General features: G+C 71.6%; 12 protein-coding genes and 1 pseudogene. 12 read left to right on the top strand and 1 reads right to left on the bottom strand.

Annotation, left to right across the window (positions count from 1 at the left end; translation table 11 throughout):
• The 6 genes from OP86_RS34105 to OP86_RS33090 all read left to right on the top strand — a co-directional run.
• Positions 1-1199, top strand: a 1199-nt coding sequence (locus tag OP86_RS34105; RefSeq protein WP_051830979.1) for a DUF4190 domain-containing protein, incomplete at its 5' end; no start/stop codon positions are given.
• Between the two features lie 173 nt (positions 1200-1372).
• A complete protein-coding gene (locus OP86_RS29930) occupies positions 1373-1573 on the top strand; it encodes a hypothetical protein (protein ID WP_033333996.1) in 201 nt (66 codons plus the stop codon).
• Positions 1574-1591: 18 nt separating this feature from the next.
• The gene (locus OP86_RS29935) at positions 1592-2086 is read left to right on the top strand and encodes an NUDIX domain-containing protein (RefSeq protein ID WP_051830981.1); all 495 of its coding nucleotides are present in this window, start codon (positions 1592-1594) and stop codon (positions 2084-2086) included.
• A gap of 139 nt (positions 2087-2225) precedes the next feature.
• A complete protein-coding gene (locus OP86_RS29940; protein ID WP_051830983.1) occupies positions 2226-4970 on the top strand; it encodes a SpoIIE family protein phosphatase in 2745 nt (914 codons plus the stop codon).
• A 239-nt stretch (positions 4971-5209) separates the two neighbouring features.
• On the top strand, positions 5210-7819 hold the full coding sequence (locus OP86_RS29945) for a SpoIIE family protein phosphatase (RefSeq protein ID WP_418952654.1): 2610 nt from the start codon (positions 5210-5212) through the stop codon (positions 7817-7819).
• A gap of 120 nt (positions 7820-7939) precedes the next feature.
• Positions 7940-9769 carry an ABC transporter family substrate-binding protein gene (locus OP86_RS33090; RefSeq protein ID WP_051834225.1) on the top strand — a complete coding sequence of 610 codons (1830 nt, stop codon included), beginning with the start codon at positions 7940-7942 and terminating at the stop codon, positions 9767-9769.
• On the opposite strand, the gene OP86_RS29960 is transcribed toward OP86_RS33090, so the two are convergent.
• Positions 9766-10896 carry a tetratricopeptide repeat protein gene (locus OP86_RS29960; protein ID WP_030260950.1) on the bottom strand — a complete coding sequence of 377 codons (1131 nt, stop codon included), beginning with the start codon at positions 10894-10896 and terminating at the stop codon, positions 9766-9768. The two genes, OP86_RS33090 and OP86_RS29960, sit on opposite strands and share 4 nt — an antisense overlap.
• Before the next feature lie 257 nt (positions 10897-11153).
• On the opposite strand from OP86_RS29960, the gene typA reads away from it, so the two are divergent.
• The 6 genes and pseudogenes from typA (at position 11154) to OP86_RS29985 (ending at position 19095) form a co-directional block, all read left to right on the top strand.
• A complete protein-coding gene (gene typA / locus OP86_RS29965; protein WP_030061917.1) occupies positions 11154-13058 on the top strand; it encodes a translational GTPase TypA in 1905 nt (634 codons plus the stop codon).
• A 431-nt stretch (positions 13059-13489) separates the two neighbouring features.
• Positions 13490-15124, top strand: coding sequence for a peptide ABC transporter substrate-binding protein (locus tag OP86_RS29970; RefSeq protein WP_030061916.1), 1635 nt, complete (start codon positions 13490-13492; stop codon positions 15122-15124).
• A gap of 144 nt (positions 15125-15268) precedes the next feature.
• The gene (locus tag OP86_RS29975) at positions 15269-16195 is read left to right on the top strand and encodes an ABC transporter permease (RefSeq protein ID WP_030061915.1); all 927 of its coding nucleotides are present in this window, start codon (positions 15269-15271) and stop codon (positions 16193-16195) included.
• Positions 16188-17016 (top strand): annotated as a pseudogene (locus OP86_RS35310) (ABC transporter permease). The gene OP86_RS29975 and the pseudogene OP86_RS35310 overlap by 8 nt, the downstream one beginning before the upstream one ends.
• Before the next feature lie 20 nt (positions 17017-17036).
• Positions 17037-18086 carry an ABC transporter ATP-binding protein gene (locus OP86_RS29980; RefSeq protein ID WP_030260953.1) on the top strand — a complete coding sequence of 350 codons (1050 nt, stop codon included), beginning with the start codon at positions 17037-17039 and terminating at the stop codon, positions 18084-18086.
• A complete protein-coding gene (locus OP86_RS29985) occupies positions 18079-19095 on the top strand; it encodes an ABC transporter ATP-binding protein (RefSeq protein WP_030260957.1) in 1017 nt (338 codons plus the stop codon). Before OP86_RS29980 ends, OP86_RS29985 begins: the two co-directional genes overlap by 8 nt.
• The last annotated feature ends 120 nt before the right edge of the window (positions 19096-19215 follow it).

The following is a 19215-nucleotide window of genomic DNA, read 5'->3' on the forward strand; positions in this document are numbered from 1 at the left end:
TGTGTATAAGAGACAGCCCGTCGGCCGCTCCGCCCCCGCCGCCGCACCCGCTGCCGGCCGGCGGCTGGGCCTCCGTCCCGCCCTCCGCGCAGTCCGGGTACCAGCCCGGGCCTCAGCCCGGTCCCCAGCCCGGCCACCCGTACGCCCTGCCCCCCGCCCCGGCGCAGGCCCCCACCAACGGCTTCGCGGTCGGTTCCCTGGTGACCGGGCTGGTCCTGGTGGCGCCGGTGGCCCTGGTGTTCGGCATCGTGGCGCTGGTCCAGATCAACCGTCGCAGGGAGCGCGGCTTCGGGATGGCGGTGACCGGCGTGGTGCTCGGCACGATCGGCACGGTGCTGCTCGCCCTGCTCCTGGGCGCGGGGGACTTCAGCTCCGCGCGCGGGGGGCGGTTCGGCCAGGCTCCGAAGCCGCCGGCCGGCTCCGTCCACTGGTCCGACCTCAAGGTCGGCGACTGCTACAGCTCCCCCGAGGGCGGCTCGGTGACCGGGGCGGAGGGCGACGAGACGGTGTACTGGGTGCGCCGGGTGGCCTGCTCCGACCCGCACCACGGCGAGGTGGCCGGCACCGTCAAGCTCCCCGGGAGCAACGGGCCCTACCCGGGGGAGAAGGAGGCCCGCGAGTCGGCCGGCCGGCTCTGCCGCAAGGTGCTGGACGACTACGCGCTGGACCAGTGGGCTGTCCCGGACGGCATGGACGACGTCTACCTCTACCCGACCGCGCGCAACTGGGCGGCCGGCGAACGGTACGTCACCTGCGCCTTCGAGGACCGGGACGACCAGCACCGGGGGACGGTGCACACCGACCGGAACAGCCTGACCGCGCCCCAGCTGGCCTACCTGGAGGCGGTCCGGGCCTTCAACGACGTCTACCTGGACCAGCCGAAGAGCGACGTCTCCGGCGCGGAGGCCGAGTACCGGGACTGGGCCCGGCGGATGGCCACCGCCTCCCGTACCGAGGCCGCCCTGCTCGGTTCGCCGGCGGCGGGCTGGCCGGTCGACGTCCAGCCGAAGATCGCCAAGCTGGCCGAGGCGCAGTCGCAGGCGGCCGTCGCCTGGGACGCCGCGGCCTCCGGTGACGACCTGGAGGGCGCCGTCCGCCGGGCCAGGGCGCTGGTGGCCAAGACGGTGCCGATGACCGTGGAGATCCGCCGCGGGCTGGGCCTGTCCACCGGCGAGCAGGCACCCGACCTGCGGGTCTGAAAACCCGATCCGGGGCGCGGTTACCGGCCGTTAACCGCGCCCGTACCTGCCGGTAGCGCGCCGCGCGTAGCGTCGCGGGCGTGCCCCCCGGCCCGACCCCCACGCGAGCCGGGGGCACCACGGCGTCCGCGGCCCGGTGTCCACGCCCGGGGAGCCCCGGATAGCCTCCCGCCATGGGCACCTACCGGGTGATGCGACAGGACGACAACGGCAACCGCTTCCTGGTCGCCAAGGGCCTGGACCGGGCCGAGGCGCAGCGGCTGGCCGCCGAGTTCGAGGCCCGCGGCCACAAGCAGCTGTACTGGGTCGAGGAGGACGGGTCGGCCCGGGCGGCCGGGACCGGGACCGGGGACGGCGCACCCCGGAACGCCTGAGGCCGTAGGGTCGGGGCCATGGACGCCACGCACGCCGCACACCCCACGGAGCAGGCCGCCGACCGCCCCTCCGGGCCCCGGATCGTGGTCGGAGGTGCGCTGGTCCAGGACGGCCGGGTGCTCGCCGCCCGGCGCAGCGCCCCCGAGTCGGTGGCCGGGCGGTGGGAGTTCCCGGGCGGGAAGGCCGAGCCCGGCGAGACCGAGGCGCAGGCGCTGGAGCGCGAACTGCTGGAGGAACTGGGCGTGCGGGCGCGGGCGCTGTCCCGGCTGCCCGGCGTGTGGGCCGTGCGCCCCGGCTTGGAGCTGCGCTTCTGGGCCGCCGAACTGCTGGCCGGAGAGCCGCGCGCGCTGGAGGACCACGACGAGCTGCGCTGGCTGGGCCCGGACGAGCTGGACACCGTCGACTGGATCGACCACGACCGGGACGTGCTGCCGCACGTCGCCCGACTGCTCACGGGCAGCGAAGGAATCACCAGGCCGGGAGCGGTGGGCGACGCGCAGCCCGCCGGGTAGGTCAATCGGACAAGACGACCCGACGACCGGGATAGCCTGGGTTCTGCTGGGTATGTCACTTTTCGGCACTATTCGTCACCATCGGTGAGCCGTCCCCAGCCGGCGACGCCGATCCCGACCAGAGCCGGAGGCCCCGTCGGTGTCGAGTACCGGGAACGGCGGCGGGGGAGAGCGGCGAGCAGGCACCGCGGGGAGCGCCGCCGCCCGCGCCCGGCTGCGCCGCGCCGCCCGGCCGACCGCTCCCCAGCCGGCGTCCGGCCGCCGGCGAGGCACCGTCGCCGCCCCCGAGGCCACCCGTCCCGCCCAGCCCGCGCCGACCCTCGCCCTGCCCGAGCCGGGCGCCCAGAGCGGCCTGCGCAGCCGCCCCGGCCGGCCGTTCCCCGGCGGGCCCGGCGACGCCGCGAACGACCTCGGCGCCCCGCCCGAGGGCAGCCTGCTCGACATGCTCAAGGTCGCCATCGCGATCCTGGACACCGCGGGCCGGGTGGTGCTCTGGAGCCCGGCCGCCGAGGAACTGCTCGGCTGGCCGAACGAGCTGCTGGTCGGCCGCCGGATCGAGGAGCTGATCCCCGACCGGGAGCAGGTCGCCCGGATCCGCGCCGCGATCCAGGACGCGCTGCGGCACGGCCGCTGGGCCGGCCCCGCCGAGCTGCGCGACCGGGACGGCGCGCCGGTCGCGGTGGACGCCCGGATCTCCCTCCTGGTGGACGGCGACGGCACCCCGTTCCTGCAGGTCAACATGGCCGAGGCGGCCGCCGTACGGGCCGTCGAGCGCGATCTGGCGGTGCGCGACGCGCTGTTCGAGCAGTCCCCGCTGGGCATCGCCATCCTGGACACCGACCTGCGCTACACCGCCGTCAACCAGACCCTCGCCGAGATGAACGGCGTCGCCCTGGAGGACCACGTCGGCCGCACCACCGGCGAGACCCTGCCGGAGCGGGCCGCCGACGAGATCACCGCCATCCAGCGCCAGGTGCTGGCCACCGGCGAGCCGGTCATCGACGTCACGCTGGCCTCCCCGGTCACCACCCGGGCCGGCTACCGCTCGATCTCGTACAGCCGGATGACCGACCGCTCCGGCCGGGTGCTCGGCATCTCCGGCACCGTGATGGACGTGACCGAGCGTTACCGGGCGGTCGCCAAGGTCGAGCACGCCCGGCGCCGGCTCTCGCTGCTCAACGAGTTCGGCTCCCGGGTCGGTGACCTGCTGGACGCCGCCCGGATCGCCCAGGAACTCGCCAGCTCGGTCGTCCCCCGGCTCACCGACCACTCGGCGGTGATCCTGCTCCAGGCCGTCGCGCACGGTGACGACCTTCCCCGGCACGGCCACGACCGGCGCACCTCGCTGCTCCAGCTCGGCACCGCCTCCGTCCAGGACGGCGCCGAAGTCGACGTGATGCTGCGCCGCGGCGCCCGGATCACCTTCGCCGAGGACTCCGCCTGCGGCCGGGTCCTGCGCACCGGCGTGCCCGAGCTGCTCTCCGGCGCCGACCAGCTGGACGACGTCACCTACCCCGGCGACCCCAAGACGCAGGCCGCCCACGACCTCGGCGTGCACTCGATGCTGGTCGTCCCGCTGCGCGCCCGGGGCATCGTGATCGGCCTGCTGCTGGTCAGCCGGGCCGGCTACCGGGAGGGCTTCGACCGGGACGACCTGGCCTTCACCGTCGAACTGGCCGACCGGGCCGGCAGCTCACTGGACAACGCCCGCCTCTACGCCCGCGAGCGCACCGCCGCGCTCACCCTCCAGCGCACCCTGCTCCCGCAGCAGGTCCCGCAGCCCACCGGCGTCGAGGTCGCCTACCGGTACGTCCCAGGCAGCAGCGGCACCGAGGTCGGCGGTGACTGGTTCGACGTCATCCCGCTGCCCGGCGACCGCACCGCCCTGGTGGTCGGCGACGTCATGGGCCACGGCCTGCGGGCCGCAGCCACCATGGGCCGGCTGCGCACCGCGGTCCGGGTGCTGGCCGCCCTCGACCTGCCGCCGGACGTCCTGCTGCGGCACGTCCACGAGCTGGCCGACGACCTCGCCCAGGGCCCGGACGAGGCACTGCTCGCGACCTGCGTCTACGCGGTCTTCGACCCGGCGACGGCCCGGCTGACCGTCGCCAAGGCCGGGCACATCCCGCCGGTGCTGGTGGTGCCGGGCGAGGAGATCCAGGAGCCGACCCGCACCGGCGGCCCGCTGCCCGGCGGCGCCGGCCGGATCCTCGACCTGCCCTCCGGCGCCCCGCTCGGCGTGGGCGGCGTCCCGTTCGAATCGGTCGAACTGAAGATCCCCGAGGGCAGCCTGCTCGCCCTGTGCACCGACGGCCTGGTCGAGTCCCGCGACAAGGACCTGGACGTCGGCCTCGACCGGCTGATCACCGTCCTCCAGGAGCCGTACGCCTCGATCCAGGCCGCCTGCGAGGCGGTGCTCGACACCATGGAACAGGGCCGCGAGCCGGACGACGTCGCCCTGCTGCTGGCCCGGCTCGGCCACGGCCAGGCCGGCACCCCGACGGCCGGCTGGACCCTGCCGGCCGAGCCCACCGCCGTCTCCCGGGCCCGCCGGCTGGTCCGCGCCACGCTCGCCGAGTGGGGCGTCGAGGCGCTCACCGACACCGCCGAACTGTTGGTCAGCGAGCTGGTCACGAACGCCGTCCGGTACGCCAGCGCCCCCATCGGGGTACGGCTGACGCTCGGTGAGACGCTGCTGGTCGAGATCTCCGACCCGCTGCCCGACCCGCCCCGGGAGCGGCACGCGGCCGAGGCGGACGAGGGCGGCCGGGGCCTGGAACTGGTCCGCCGGCTGGCACTGCGCTGGGGCGCCCGGGCCGAGGGGATCGGCAAGGTGGTCTGGTTCGAGCAGGCACTGCCGGGTAATGAGCCCGACGAGTCGTGAGCCGAAGAGGACCGGAAGAAGCGCCAGGAGAGCGGTGCCGCATATGCCATCGGGGGCCCGGGGGGAGCGCGCGCGCCGGCAGGGGGCGCGAGCGTGGCATTGTGGTTGCGCGGGTGGTAGGACAAAAACCTTCGCCCGATCTGATGTTGTGATGTTGAGGGCGTGTGAACCGACCCCTCGATGATGAATACTCGGTCTTCTCGACATCCGGACGGTCGCGGGTTGGAGGGGTCGGTCCGTTGAACAGCACTCCGGCGCGGAACGCGCCGAGCAGCAGCGGTCATGCCGCTGTGCCCGGGCAGGCCGGTTCCCTGCACCTGCCCGTACCGGCGGTGCCACCGGACGGCGCCACCGCGCGCCGCGGCGGCCACCCCGCCGCCGAGGCCCGGTCCTGGGGCGCCGGCGACCCGGGCTCGATCTACGACTACATCCGGGTCGCCACCTTCGCGATCGGCCCCGACGGTCGGATCAGCCAGTGGAGCGAGCGCGCCGCCGACTTCTTCGGCGTCCCGGCCGCCGAGGCCGTCGGCGCCGACCCGATCGCCACCTTCGTCCCCCGCGAACTCTGGCAGCGCGGCCGCGCCCGGCTGGAACGCACCCTGGCCGGCGAGGAGTGGGTCGGCACCACCCCCTACCGGGACGCCGACGGCAGCGAGGGCCTCGCCGAGCTCTACCTGATGCCCGACAGCGCCCTGCCCACCTCCGGCGCCACCTGCCTGGCCGTCGACCTCGGGCGGCTGCGCCGGATCGAGACCGACCTCGCCGCCTCCGAGGCCGTCTTCGGACAGACGCCCACCGGCTTCGTGCTCTTCGACGACCGGCTGCGGCTGCAGCGGGTCAACGACGCCTTCGCCTCCGGGATGGGCCTGGTCCCCACCGACCTGGAGGGCCTCACCGCCCACGACCTCTTCCCGCCGTCCGAGGCCGACCGGCTCACCGCCGCCCTGCGCAAGGTCCTCGCCACCGGCGAGCCCGTCTTCGACCTGCGCTTCCACGGCGCCGTCCCGACCCGCGAGGGCAACCGGCTCTGGGCCGTCTCGCTGTACCGCCTCAACGGCGCCGCCGGACAGCCGACGGGCGTGGCCGGGCAGGTCTCCGACGTCACCAGCCGGCACGTCGCCGAGCGCGAGGCCGACGGCGTACGCCGCAACCTCGCCCTGCTCAACGAGGCCAGCGCGCACATCGGCTCCACGCTCGACCTGGAGACCACCGCCAAGGAACTGCTGGACGTCGTCGTCCCGCCGTTCTGCGACCTCGCCACCGTCGACCTCTACACCGCGCTGCTCTCCGGCGAGACCGTCCCCAGCGCCGGCCGGCTCGGCGACACCGTGCTCACCGACGGCAGCGGCGAACTGCGCCGGGTCGCCGTCTCCAGCGTGCTCGGCGGCGCCTCCTCGGTGCTCGGCTCCGTCACCGCCCTGCCCATCGCCGAGGCCGGCGGCACCCTCTGTTACCCGCGCCGCTCCCCGCACGCCCGGGCCCTGCGCACCGGCCGCAGCGTCGTCCCCGAGCCCGGGCGCGACCCGCTGCTGCGCTCCACCCTGATCGTCCCGCTGGTCGCCCGCGACCAGGTGCTCGGCCTCGTCCAGCTCTCCCGCGCCATCGGCAGCGAGCCCTTCGACGCCCGCGACGTCGCGATCGCCGAGGAACTCGTCGCCCGCGCCGCCGTCTGCATCGACAACGCCCGGCTCTACCGTCGCGAGCACGAGCGCGCGCTGATCCTCCAGCGCAGCCTCCTGCCCCCCGGCAACCCGGCCGCCAGCGGCCTGGAGATCGCCTGCCGCTACCTGCCCAGCAACAACAACACCGAGGTCGGCGGCGACTGGTTCGACGTCATCCCGCTGCCCGGCAACCGCACCGCGCTGGTCATCGGCGACGTGATGGGCCGAGGCCTGCGCGCCGCCGTCGCGATGGGCCAGCTGCGGACCGCCGTCCGCACCCTGGCCATGCTCGACCTGGAACCGGGCGAGGTGCTCACCGCCCTCGACGAGATCGCCCGCGGCCTAAGCGACGACTCCGTGCCGGTCGGGCCGCCCACCCCGTACGGGCGGCTCACCTCGACCGCCGACGAGGAAGCCCGCGAGGTCTACCTGGCGACCTGCGTCTACGCGGTCTACGACGCCGTCAGCCGGAAATGCTGGATCGCCAACGCCGGCCACCTGCCGCCCGTGCTGCTCAGCCCCGGCGAAGGCGCCCGGATGCTCGACGTGCCGCCCGGCCTGCCGCTCGGCGTCGGCGGCGAGCCCTTCGAGGAGGTCGAGGTCGAACTCCCGGACGGCGCCGTCCTCGGCCTCTACACCGACGGCCTGGTGGAGAGCCGCAAGCACCAGCTGGACGAGGGCCTGCGCGCCTTCCGCACGGCGCTCTCCGTCGAGGGCAAGGGCCTGGAGGACCTCTGCGACCACGTGCTGGGCGAGCTCAACCCGCACCACGGCGAGGACGACATCGCCCTGCTGATGGCCAAGGTGCACGCCTTCCCCGAGGACGCCGTCGGCAACTGGTTCCTGCCGCCCGAGCCCACCTCCGTCGCCAAGGCCCGTGAGCTGGCCTGCAGCTGGCTGCTGTCCCGGGGGCTGGAGGAGCTGGTCGACACGACCGAGCTGCTGGTCAGCGAGCTGGTCACCAACGCGCTCAAGCACGGGCGGGGCGAGATCCGGCTGCGGCTGCTGCGCGAGCGCGGCCTGGTCTGCGAGGTCTGGGACGACGGCTACGCCCAGCCCCGGCAGCGGCGGGCCCAGGAGACCGACGAGGGCGGGCGCGGCCTGCAACTGGTCAGCCTGCTGGCCGAGCGCTGGGGCAGCCGGCGCACCCCGAAGGGCAAGATCGTCTGGTTCGAGCTGGCGCTCTAGCCGCTCCGGGCAGCCCGGCGATACGGCCCGGCCGTACGGGTTGGGCCGTACGGGTGCAGTCACCCCCGGCCCGCCGTGTCGGTACGGGCGGGGCCGTCCGGGCGGCGTTCGATGGCCGCCATGCTCGTCCGCCAGCTCACCGCCGCAGCCGCCGCGCTGCTGATCGCCGCCGGCCTCGGCGGCTGCTCCGACGACCCGGCCCCCGCCCGCACCCCCGCCCCCGTGCCGGTCCGGGCCGACCCCACCGGCAGTACCGGGGACGTCCGGCCCGCCGAGCGCACCGCCGTCCGGGACGGCGGCACGCTGCGCTGGGCGGTGGACGGCGTCCCGGCCACCCTGAACGTCCACCAGGGCGCGGCGACCGCCGACTCGGCGCTGATCGCCCACGCGCTGTACCCCTCGCTGTTCCGGCCCGACGAGCACGGCCGGCTCGTCCCCGACCCGGACTACCTGGCCGACGCCGAGTCCACCCCGCCCGGGCAGCAGCCGCAGGTGGTCACCTACCGGCTCAACCCGCACGCCGTCTGGAGCGACGGCACCCCGCTGTCGGCCGCGGACTTCGCCGCGCAGCGGGCCGCCCTCTCCGGCCTGGACCCGGCCTACCGGGGCAGCCACCCCGCCGGGTACGACGCCATCGACTCCGTCGCCCAGGGCGCCGACCCGCACCAGGTGCGGGTCACCTTCCGGCGGCCGTACGCCGACTGGCGCTCGCTGTTCGGGCCGCTCTACCCGGCCGCCGAGACGGCCACGCCGGGGGCCTTCAACCGGGCACTGACCGGCCTGGGCCACCCGAGTGCCGGGCCGTACACCCTCTCCCGGTACGACACCGAGGGCGGGCGGGTCACCGTGGTGCGCAACCCGCTCTGGTGGGGCGACCTGCCGAAGGCCGACCGGATCGACTTCCTCGCCACCCCGCCCGAGCAGCGGCTGGACGCACTCGACCAGGACCGGCTGGACATCGCCCCGCTCACCGCCGCCGTCGACCGGGCGGTGCCGACACCCGCCTCGGCCACCTCGGCCACCTCGGCCACCTCGGCCACCTCGGCCACCTCGGCTACCCCGGCGGCCGCGCCGCCCGCGGCCGCGCCCGAGGCGGCGGCGACGGCACTGCGGCGGGCCGAGTCGCTGCCCGGCGTCACCGTGCACCGGGCCGCCGCCGCCTCGCTCACCCAGCTCACCGTCAACGCCGCCCGCACTCCGCTCACCGACCCGGCACTGCGGCGCGCCCTCGGCCGGGCCGTCGACCGGCGGCGGATCGCCGACGCCGCGCTCACCCCGCTCGGCCTGCCCGCCGCACCGCTGGGCAGCCACCTGTTCGCCGGGGACCAGGAGGGCTACCGGGACAACAGTGAGGCGGCCGGCCCGGCGGACGCCGCCCGGCTGCTCGACGAGACGGGCTGGAAGCGGCCCCGGGGCGGGGGCACCCGCGCCAAGGACGGGAAGGAACTCGCCCTCACCCTGCTCGTCCCGGCCGGATCGGCGACCGCCAAGCGCACCGCCGACGTGCTCACCGCCGTCCTCGCGGAGTCCGGGATCGCGGTGAAGCCGGTGACCGCGCCCGCCGAGACCTTCGTCCGGGACCACCTGGCCGTCGGGGACTACGACCTCGCGCTCTTCTCCTGGCCGGCCGGCCCCAGCCCGGCGAGCGAGCAGCGGCCCGCCTACGCCAAGCCCCGGCCCGACCCCGACGGCGCGCTCGACCCCGGCACCAACTACGGCCGCAGCGGCACCGAGGAGATCGACCGACTGTTCGACCGGGCCGCCGCCGAGCTGGACCCGACGGCCCGGCTGGACCTGCTGCAGGAGGCGGACGTCCGGATCTGGCAGCTCGGGCACTCGGTGCCGCTGTACCAGCGCCCCGACCTGGTCGGAGTCCGCACCGGCGTCGAGGGCGCGGGGGCCTTCGGCTACGGCTGGCCGCGCTTCCAGGACGTCGGTTGGAGCCGCTAGAGCTCCTGGCCGGCCTGCGCGGGCTCGCGCTCCAGCATGCGTGCCACGTCGGCGATCCGAGCCAGCTCGGGGCACTCCTTGCGGGCCCGGGCGAGCGCCTTGCGGGCCTCGTCCGTCCGCCCGACCGCGATGAGGGCGGCGGCGAGCGAACAGTGGGCCTGGGCCCGCCGGAAAGGGGAGTCGACCGCGGTGGAGAGGCGGCGGGCCACCCGGATGGCGGTGTGGGGGTCGTTCTGGAACCGGGCGAGGTCGGCCGTCGGCAGGAAGTCGGGAAACAGCGAGCGGTGGTCGATGCCCCACCGGGCGAGGAACGGCTCCAGCCGGGCCGCGGCCAGCTCGGGGGAGATCTCGCCGGAGTCGGTGTGGCCGATGAACGACATGCCGATGAGGTAGCAGACCGTAGCGGGCGTGCCGCCGTGCTCCAGGTCTTCGAGGGCAAGCTGCTGGGCCTCCTCGTAGCGTCCTTCGCCCAGGGCGATCGCGGCAGGTAGAAGGCGCGCGGGCTGACCCTGGTCCATCGCGCGGTGTGCCTCGGAGACCCGGCCGCGGATGAGCAGCCGCTCGGCCTCGACGGCACTGGACGACCAGAGGTCGACCTTCGTGGACCCCGGTCGGAAGGGCATCACGAACACCGTCCAGAGCGAGTTGACCGGGGCTGACACGGTGACCACCGCGTGCAGGACGACGGTGACCAGCAGGCCGAAGCCGATGCCCCGGGGCAGCCCGGTGCAGGAGGTGGCCAGCCAGGTGCCGAGCCCCGCGTGGAGACCGAACAGCGCGACCGCGGCGAGCCAGAGCCGCAGCCGCGGCGCGCGGACCGGCCGCAGCCCCCAGGGGAACAGGAAGCCGCTCGTCGGCCGTAGGCCCAGTTCGACGGGCACTCCGGCGATCGAGCCGTTCCACAGCTTCCGCCCCCGGCCGAATGAGGCGCAGTACAACCGCCCGCCGCAGAGCCGGTGGGTGAGCAGGAACCAGAGGTCGGCGAGCGGTTCCTGGCCGATCAGGAAGCCGATCACGCAACCGGCTGCGGTCGGGGCGGGGAGTCCCTTGAGGATCGCCACCAGCAGGGCGAGGGCGCCGGCGGTGCGGAACAGACGGAGCAGCGGGGCGCGGAGGCGTTGGATCACGGACGGAAGAGTGTCGGAGCCTGGCCGTCGGGTGAAGACCACGTGACCCACCTGTGATCTTGATCCCGCCTGACCAGCTCGTTTCCGCCCACCTGGGCGGTTCCCCGTACGATAGGAGGAAGCCGGGGCATATCCATATGCCCGGCGGGTGGACCGGTAGTAGCAGGCGGAACGGGCGGCGGCGATCGACAGGGATCGCAAGTGCGCGTCACGCAGCCGGGCGCCGCAACCCACGATTCCGGGAGAATCCGCAAGGCATGCCCACGCGCAACGACATCCGTAACGTCGCCATCGTCGCCCACGTCGACCACGGCAAGACCACGCTGGTCGACGCCATGCTCAAGCAGGCCGGCGCCTTCGCCGCCCACCAGCAGCTCGACGACCGCATGATGGACTCGAACGACCTGGAGCGCGAGAAGGGCATCACCATTCTCGCGAAGAACACCGCGGTCAAGTACCACCCGAAGGACGGTGGCGCTCCGATCACCATCAACATCATCGACACCCCGGGCCACGCCGACTTCGGTGGCGAGGTCGAGCGCGGTCTGTCGATGGTGGACGCCGTCGTCCTGCTGGTCGACGCCTCCGAGGGCCCGCTGCCGCAGACCCGCTTCGTGCTCCGCAAGGCGCTCTCGGCCCGTCTGCCCGTCATCCTCTGCATCAACAAGACGGACCGCCCGGACTCCCGGATCGACGAGGTCATCAACGAGACCTACGACCTGTTCCTGGACCTGGACGCGGACGAGGACCAGATCGAGTTCCCGATCGTCTACGCCTGCGCCCGTGACGGCGTCGCCTCGCTGACCAAGCCGGAGAACGGCACCGTCCCGGCCGACAGCACCAGCCTGGAGCCGTTCTTCTCCACCCTGCTGGAGCACGTCCCGGCCCCCAGCTACGACGAGGACGCCCCGCTCCAGGCGCACGTCACCAACCTGGACGCCGACAACTTCCTCGGCCGCATCGCGCTGCTGCGCGTCGAGCAGGGCGAGCTGCGCAAGGGCCAGACCGTGGCCTGGATCAAGCGCGACGGCTCGATCCAGAACGTCCGCATCTCCGAGCTGCTGATGACCGAGGCGCTCACCCGCAAGCCGGCCGAGGTGGCGGGCCCCGGTGACATCTGTGCCGTCGCCGGCATCGGCGACATCATGATCGGCGAGACCCTGGCCGACCCGGAGAACCCGATCGCGCTGCCGCTGATCACGGTGGACGAGCCGGCCATCTCGATGACCATCGGCACCAACACCTCGCCGCTGGTCGGCCGTGGCGGCAGCGGCAAGGGCGCGGACGCCAAGTCCGGCGCCAAGGTGGACCGCAAGGTCACCGCCCGCCAGGTGAAGGACCGCCTGGACCGCGAGCTGATCGGTAACGTCTCGCTGCGCGTGCTGGACACCGAGCGTCCGGACGCCTGGGAGGTGCAGGGCCGCGGTGAGCTGGCGCTGGCCATCCTGATCGAGACCATGCGCCGCGAGGGCTTCGAGCTGACCGTCGGCAAGCCGCAGGTGGTCACCAAGGAGGTCAACGGCAAGACCCACGAGCCGGTCGAGCGCCTCACCGTGGACGTGCCGGAGGAGCACATGGGCGCGGTCACGCAGCTCATGGGCATCCGCAAGGGCCGGATGGACAACATGTCCAACCACGGCTCGGGCTGGGTCCGGATGGAGTTCGTCGTGCCGTCCCGCGGTCTGATCGGCTTCCGGACCGAGTTCCTGACCAACACCCGCGGCACCGGCATCGCCCACTCGATCCACGAGGGCCACGAGCCGTGGTTCGGCACGCTGACCACCCGCAACAACGGCTCCCTGGTCGCCGACCGCGCCGGTGTGGTGACCGCCTTCGCGATGACCAACCTGCAGGAGCGCGGCGTGCTCTTCTGCGAGCCGGGCACCGAGGTGTACGAGGGCATGATCGTCGGTGAGAACTCGCGCTCCGACGACATGGACGTGAACATCACCAAGGAGAAGAAGCTCACCAACATGCGTTCCTCGAACGCTGACGTGGCCGAGTCGATCGTCCCGCCGCGCAAGCTCTCGCTGGAGCAGTCGCTGGAGTTCTGCCGCGAGGACGAGTGCATCGAGGTGACCCCGGAGACGGTTCGCATCCGTAAGGTCGTCCTGGACCAGAAGGACCGCGGGCGCACTGCCTCGCGCGCCAAGAAGGCTTGATCCGGACGCACTGAACGGCCATTGGCCGGAATGATTCGCCCCCCTTTCCACTGGAGAGGGGGGCGAACTTTTTCAACTACTCCAAGTTGTCGGGGCCGGTATTAACGGAATAACGCTCATCACACCCGGGTGTCCGCTGAGCGGACACGACGGTTCGTCATGCATGACGACTGTCCGTTTGGTACCTGTCTGGCTATGTCTCAAATGTCCGGTTTTCGAAACTTACCGACTGTTCATGTGACCTAATTGAGATCGTCACTGGTCACTTTCGTGTCCGTGCGTGACGGATAGTGGGTGCAGTCAGGCTCGGGTCAAGGGTTAACGCGCAGGGGTGCGCGCCGAAACCACGAGCGCGGACGGCACAGCGGGCCCGGTGACAACCGTTCCGCGGTGCTCTCCTCGTTGCAACGTCGAATTCAGGAGGCACACCGATGCGTGGTGGGAGCCAGGCCAAGTGGGTTGTCGCAGCTGTTGCGGTCGCCCTTGCCGCGACTGCTTGTAGCAGCAGCAGCGACTCCTCCAGCGGGGGCAGCTCCGATGGTGCCGTCAACGCTCAGGGCATCTACAGCTACCAGAGCGCGGAGCCGCAGAACCCGCTGCAGCCGGCGAACGCCATGGAGAACCAGGGCGGTCGTATCGTCAAGCAGCTCTTCACGGGTCTCGTCGACTACGACCCCGCGACCGGCGCGCTGCGCAACCAGGTGGCCGACAAGATCGAGACCACCGACTCGAAGACCTTCACCGTCACGCTGAAGTCCGGCTGGACCTTCCACGACGGCACCCCGGTCACCTCCAGCTCCTTCGTGAAGTCCTGGAACTGGTCGGCCAACCCGGCGAACAACCAGATCAACTCGGACTGGTTCTCCGACATCGTCGGCTACGACGCGGTGCACCCGGACAAGGGCGACCCGACGGCGAAGGAGATGTCGGGCCTCAAGGTCATCGACGACACCCACTTCACCATCGAACTGACCAGCCCCGTCTCGTACTTCACGTACAAGCTCGGCTACTCGGCCTTCTTCCCGCTGCCCGAGGGCTTCTTCGCGGACCCGAAGGGCTACGGCGAGAAGCCGGTCGGCAACGGCCCCTACAAGTTCGAGTCGTGGGAGCACAACAAGGCCATCACGCTGAAGGCCTACGACAAGTACTCCGGCACCAACAAGGCGAAGAACGGCGGAATCGTCTTCCGCAACTACACCTCGCCCGAGGCCGCGTACAAGGACCTGATGTCCGACACCCTGGACGTCCTGGACCAGGTCGACTCGACCGACCTGCCGAAGTACAAGGACGACCTGGGCAAGCGCGCTGTCGACCAGCCGCAGGGTGCCATCCAGAACATCTCGTTCGCGCTGTACAACGCGGACTGGTCCGGCCAGGACAAGGCCAAGGTCCGCCAGGGTCTGTCGATGGCCATCGACCGTGACACCATCACCAAGACCGTGCTGAACGGCACCCGCCAGCCCGCCGACTCGTTCGTGGCGCCCGGCGTCATGGGCTACAAGGCCGGCACCTGCGGCGACGCCTGCAAGTACAACCCGGAGAAGGCCAAGCAGCTCATCACGGAGGGTGGCGGCGTCCCCGGCGGCAAGATCACCATCCTGTACAACTCCGACGGTGGTCACAAGGAGTGGGTGGACGCGGTCTGCAACTCGATCCGCCAGGCGACCGGCGTCGAGTGCCTCGGTGACCCGAAGCCGGACTTCAAGACCTCTCGCGACATCATTCGCAAGAAGACGGTCTCCAGCATGATGCGTACCGGCTGGGTGCAGGACTACCCGCTGAACGCCAACTTCCTGCGTGACGTCTACGGCACCGGTGCCTCCGCGAACGACGCCGGCTACTCCAGCAAGGAGTTCGACGACCTGTCGCACCAGGCCGACGCCGCCACCTCGCTGGAGAAGACCGCGGACCTGTACCAGCAGTCGGAGGCCGTTCTGGCCAAGGACATGCCGGCCATCCCGCTCTGGTACTACAAGACCAGCTCGGGCTACTCCAACAAGGTCCAGAACGTGAAGTTCAACTCCTTCGGCGACCCGGTCTTCACCGACGTCGAGGTCAAGAAGTAGTAATCGGTCGGCACCGCCTGACCCGGTGACAACGGCCGGTGCCCGTCCCATCCCCACAAGGGCGAGGACTGGCACCGGCCGTTGGCACGCCGACTTATCTCTTGCCGGGTTGACGGGCCCGGCAGAGTCATACATGGAGGCACGATGGGGCGCTTTGTCGCGAGGCGACTGCTCCAGATGATCCCGGTGTTCTTCGGAACGACCGCACTCATCTTTTACATGGTGCACGCGCTGCCCGGTGACCCGGTGGCGGCGATGTGGGGCGACAAGGCGCCGGACCCGGTCCAGCTCGCCGCGCTGAGGCACCAGTTGGGCTTCGACAAGCCGCTGGTCCAGCAGTACCTCGACTACATGGGGAAGCTGCTCACCGGTGACTTCGGCACCGGCCTTGACGGGCGGCCCGTGATCGACAAGATCACCGAGGCGCTGCCGGTCACCATCCGACTGGCACTGTTCGCGTTCGCGATCGAGATCGTGCTGGGCGTCGGCATCGGCCTGTTCGCCGGTCTGCGCCGCGGCAAGCTGTTCGACAAGGGCGCGCTGGTCTTCACCCTGCTGCTGATCTCGATCCCGGTCCCGGTGCTCGGCTTCATCTTCCAGACGGTCTTCGGGAACAACCTCAAGTGGGTCACCCCGACCGTCCAGGACAGCAACGACATCACCCAGCTGGTGCTGCCGGCCGTCGTGCTCGGCTCGCTGTCGCTGGCCTACGTCGCGCGCCTTACCCGTACCTCCATAGCCGAGAACATCAAGGCCGACTACGTCCGCACCGCGGTGGCCAAGGGCCTGCCGCGCCGGAAGGTGATCGGCACCCACCTGCTGCGCAACTCGATGATCCCGGTGGTCACCTTCCTCGGTACCGACCTCGGCGCCCTGATGGGCGGCGCGATCGTCACCGAGGGCATCTTCAACGTGAAGGGCGTCGGCAACGCGCTCTTCCACGCGATCAACCTGAAGGAGGGCGCGACGGTCTCCGGCTTCGTGGCCTTCCTGGTGCTCGTGTACCTGGCCGCCGGCCTGATCGTCGACCTGCTTTACGCGGTCCTGGACCCGAGGATCCGTTATGCCTGACCTGACCGACAAGAAGACCGCCGGGGAGATCCCGGCCCAGCGCACCGAGACGGGCGCGGCACCCAAGCAGGAGAAGGCCCGCAGCCTCGGCTCCGACGCCTGGCACGACCTGCGCCGCAAGCCGATCTTCGTGATCTCCGCGCTGCTGATCCTGCTGCTGATCGTCATCGCGATCGCCCCGGGCCTGTTCACCTCGGTGGACCCGCGCGCCGGCGACCTGCGCCTGCACTACCTGACGAAGCCGAACTACAGCCACTTCTTCGAGGCGGACTGGTTCGGTTACGACCTCCAGGGCCGCAGCATCTACGCCCGCGTCGTCTACGGCGCCCGGGCCTCGGTCGTGGTCGGCATCACCGTCACCCTGGGTGTGACCATCCTCGGTGGCATCACCGGCATGCTCGCCGGCTACTTCGGCGGCTGGATCGACACGATCATCTCCCGGGTCACCGACATCTTCTTCGGCATCCCGCTGCTGCTCGGCGCCCTGGTGATCCTGAACGCCTTCACCTCGCGCACGATCTGGAGCGTCGTCTTCGCCCTGGTCGCCCTGGGCTGGACCCAGATGACCCGCGTCATGCGCGGCTCGGTCATCACCGTCAAGCAGGCGGACTTCGTGACGGCGGCCAAGGCACTCGGCGCCGGCACCACCCGGATCCTGTGGAAGCACATCCTGCCGAACGCGATCGCCCCGGTGATCGTCGTCGCCACCATCGCGCTCGGCGGCTACATCGCCACCGAGGCGACGCTGAGCTTCCTCGGCATTGGCCTTCATCATGCTCGGCGACGCGGTGCGCGACGCCCTCGACCCGAAGCTCCGCTGAGAGAAGAGGTGACGACCCCGATGACCACCGTGATCGAGAACGACCAGAAGAGCGACCGTCTCGACGTTGGCACCCCTCTCCTGGAGGTGAAGGACCTCCACGTGGAGTTCCACACCCGGGACGGGATCGCCAAGGCCGTGAACGGCGTCAACTACTCCGTCGCGGCCGGCGAGACCCTCGCCGTGCTCGGCGAGTCCGGCTCCGGCAAGTCCGTGACGGCGCAAACCATCATGGGCATCCTGGACATGCCCCCGGGCAAGGTGACCCAGGGCGAGATCCTGTACCGCGGCCAGGACATGCTCAAGATGAGCAACGAGGACCGCCGCAAGATCCGCGGCCGGAAGATCGCGATGATCTTCCAGGACGCGCTGTCCGCCCTCAACCCCGTGCTCAGCGTCGGCTACCAGCTCGGCGAGATGTTCCGGGTGCACCAGGGCGCCTCCAAGGCCGAGGCGAAGGCCAAGGCCATCGAGCTGATGGACCGGGTGCGCATCCCCGCTGCCAAGCAGCGCGTGAACGACTACCCGCACCAGTTCTCCGGCGGTATGCGCCAGCGCATCATGATCGCCATGGCGCTGTCCCTGCAGCCCGACCTGATCATCGCCGACGAGCCCACCACCGCCCTGGACGTGACCGTCCAGGCCCAGGTGATGGACCTGCTCGCCGAGCTGCAGGCCGAGTACAACATGGGCCTGATCCTGATCACCCACGACCTCGGCGTGGTCGCCGACGTCGCGGACAAGATCGCCGTGATGTACGCCGGCCGGATCGTCGAGACGGCCCCGGTGCACGACCTGTACGCGAACCCCGCGCACCCGTACACCAAGGGCCTGCTCCGCTCCATCCCGCGCCTGGACCAGAAGGGCCAGGACCTGTACGCGATCAAGGGCCTCCCCCCGAACCTGCTGAAGGTTCCGGCCGGCTGCGCGTTCAACCCCCGCTGCGATGTCGCCACCGACCTGTGCCGCACCGAGATCCCGGCGCTGCACCACGTGACGGACAAGGACGGCAAGGAGCTCACCGGCCGCCGCAGCGCGTGCCACCTCTGGAAGGAGACCCTCCATGGCTGAGAACATCCTGGAGGTCAAGGACCTGGTCAAGCACTACCCGCTGACCCAGGGCATCCTCTTCAAGAAGCAGGTCGGCGCGGTCAAGGCGGTCGACGGCATCTCCTTCGAGCTGAAGAAGGGTGAGACGCTCGGCATCGTCGGCGAGTCCGGCTGTGGCAAGTCCACGCTGGCCAAGGTGCTGATGAACCTGGAGCGGGCCACCTCCGGCCAGGTGCTGTTCAAGGGCGAGGACATCTCCCAGCTGTCCGGCGCGGCCCTCAAGGCCGTCCGCCGGAACATCCAGATGGTGTTCCAGGACCCGTACACCTCGCTCAACCCGCGCATGACGGTCGGCGACATCATCGGTGAGCCGTTCGAGATCCACCCCGAGGTGGCGCCGAAGGGCGACCGCCGCAAGGCCGTCCAGGACCTGCTGGACGTCGTGGGTCTGAACCCGGAGTACATCAACCGGTACCCGCACCAGTTCTCCGGCGGCCAGCGCCAGCGCATCGGCATCGCCCGCGGTCTCGCGCTCAAGCCCGAGATCATCATCTGCGACGAGCCGGTCTCCGCCCTGGACGTGTCCGTCCAGGCGCAGGTGATCAACCTGCTGGAGCAGCTGCAGGGCGACTTCGGGCTCTCCTACATGTTCATCGCGCACGACCTCTCCATCGTCCGGCACATCTCCGACCGCGTCGGCGTGATGTACCTGGGCAAGATGGTCGAGATCGGCTCCGACGAGGAGATCTACGAGAACGCCACCCACCCGTACACCCAGGCGCTGCTCTCCGCGGTGCCGGTGCCGGACCCGACGGCGCGCGAGTCGCGGGACCGGATCGTGCTCGCCGGGGACATCCCCTCGCCGGCCAACCCGCCGTCCGGCTGCCGCTTCCGCACCCGCTGCTGGAAGGCGGAGGACCGCTGCGCCGAGGAGATCCCGCTGCTCGCGGTCCCCTCGGTGCTGGAGGGCCCGGCCGCGCACGAGTCGGCCTGCCACTTCCCCGAGGTCCGGGAGCAGGCTGCCGCCTGATCCCCGCACTCCCCGGAAGGGCCCGTGGCTTCCCGCCACGGGCCCTTCCGTCATTCCTGCCGGTCCGGAGCTGCTTCGGTCCGGCGCTGCGTCAACTCCGCAGCTGGTCACGGCACCCAT

Source organism: Streptomyces novaecaesareae (assembly GCF_000716875.1).
GTDB classification, from domain to species: domain Bacteria; phylum Actinomycetota; class Actinomycetes; order Streptomycetales; family Streptomycetaceae; genus Kitasatospora; species Kitasatospora novaecaesareae.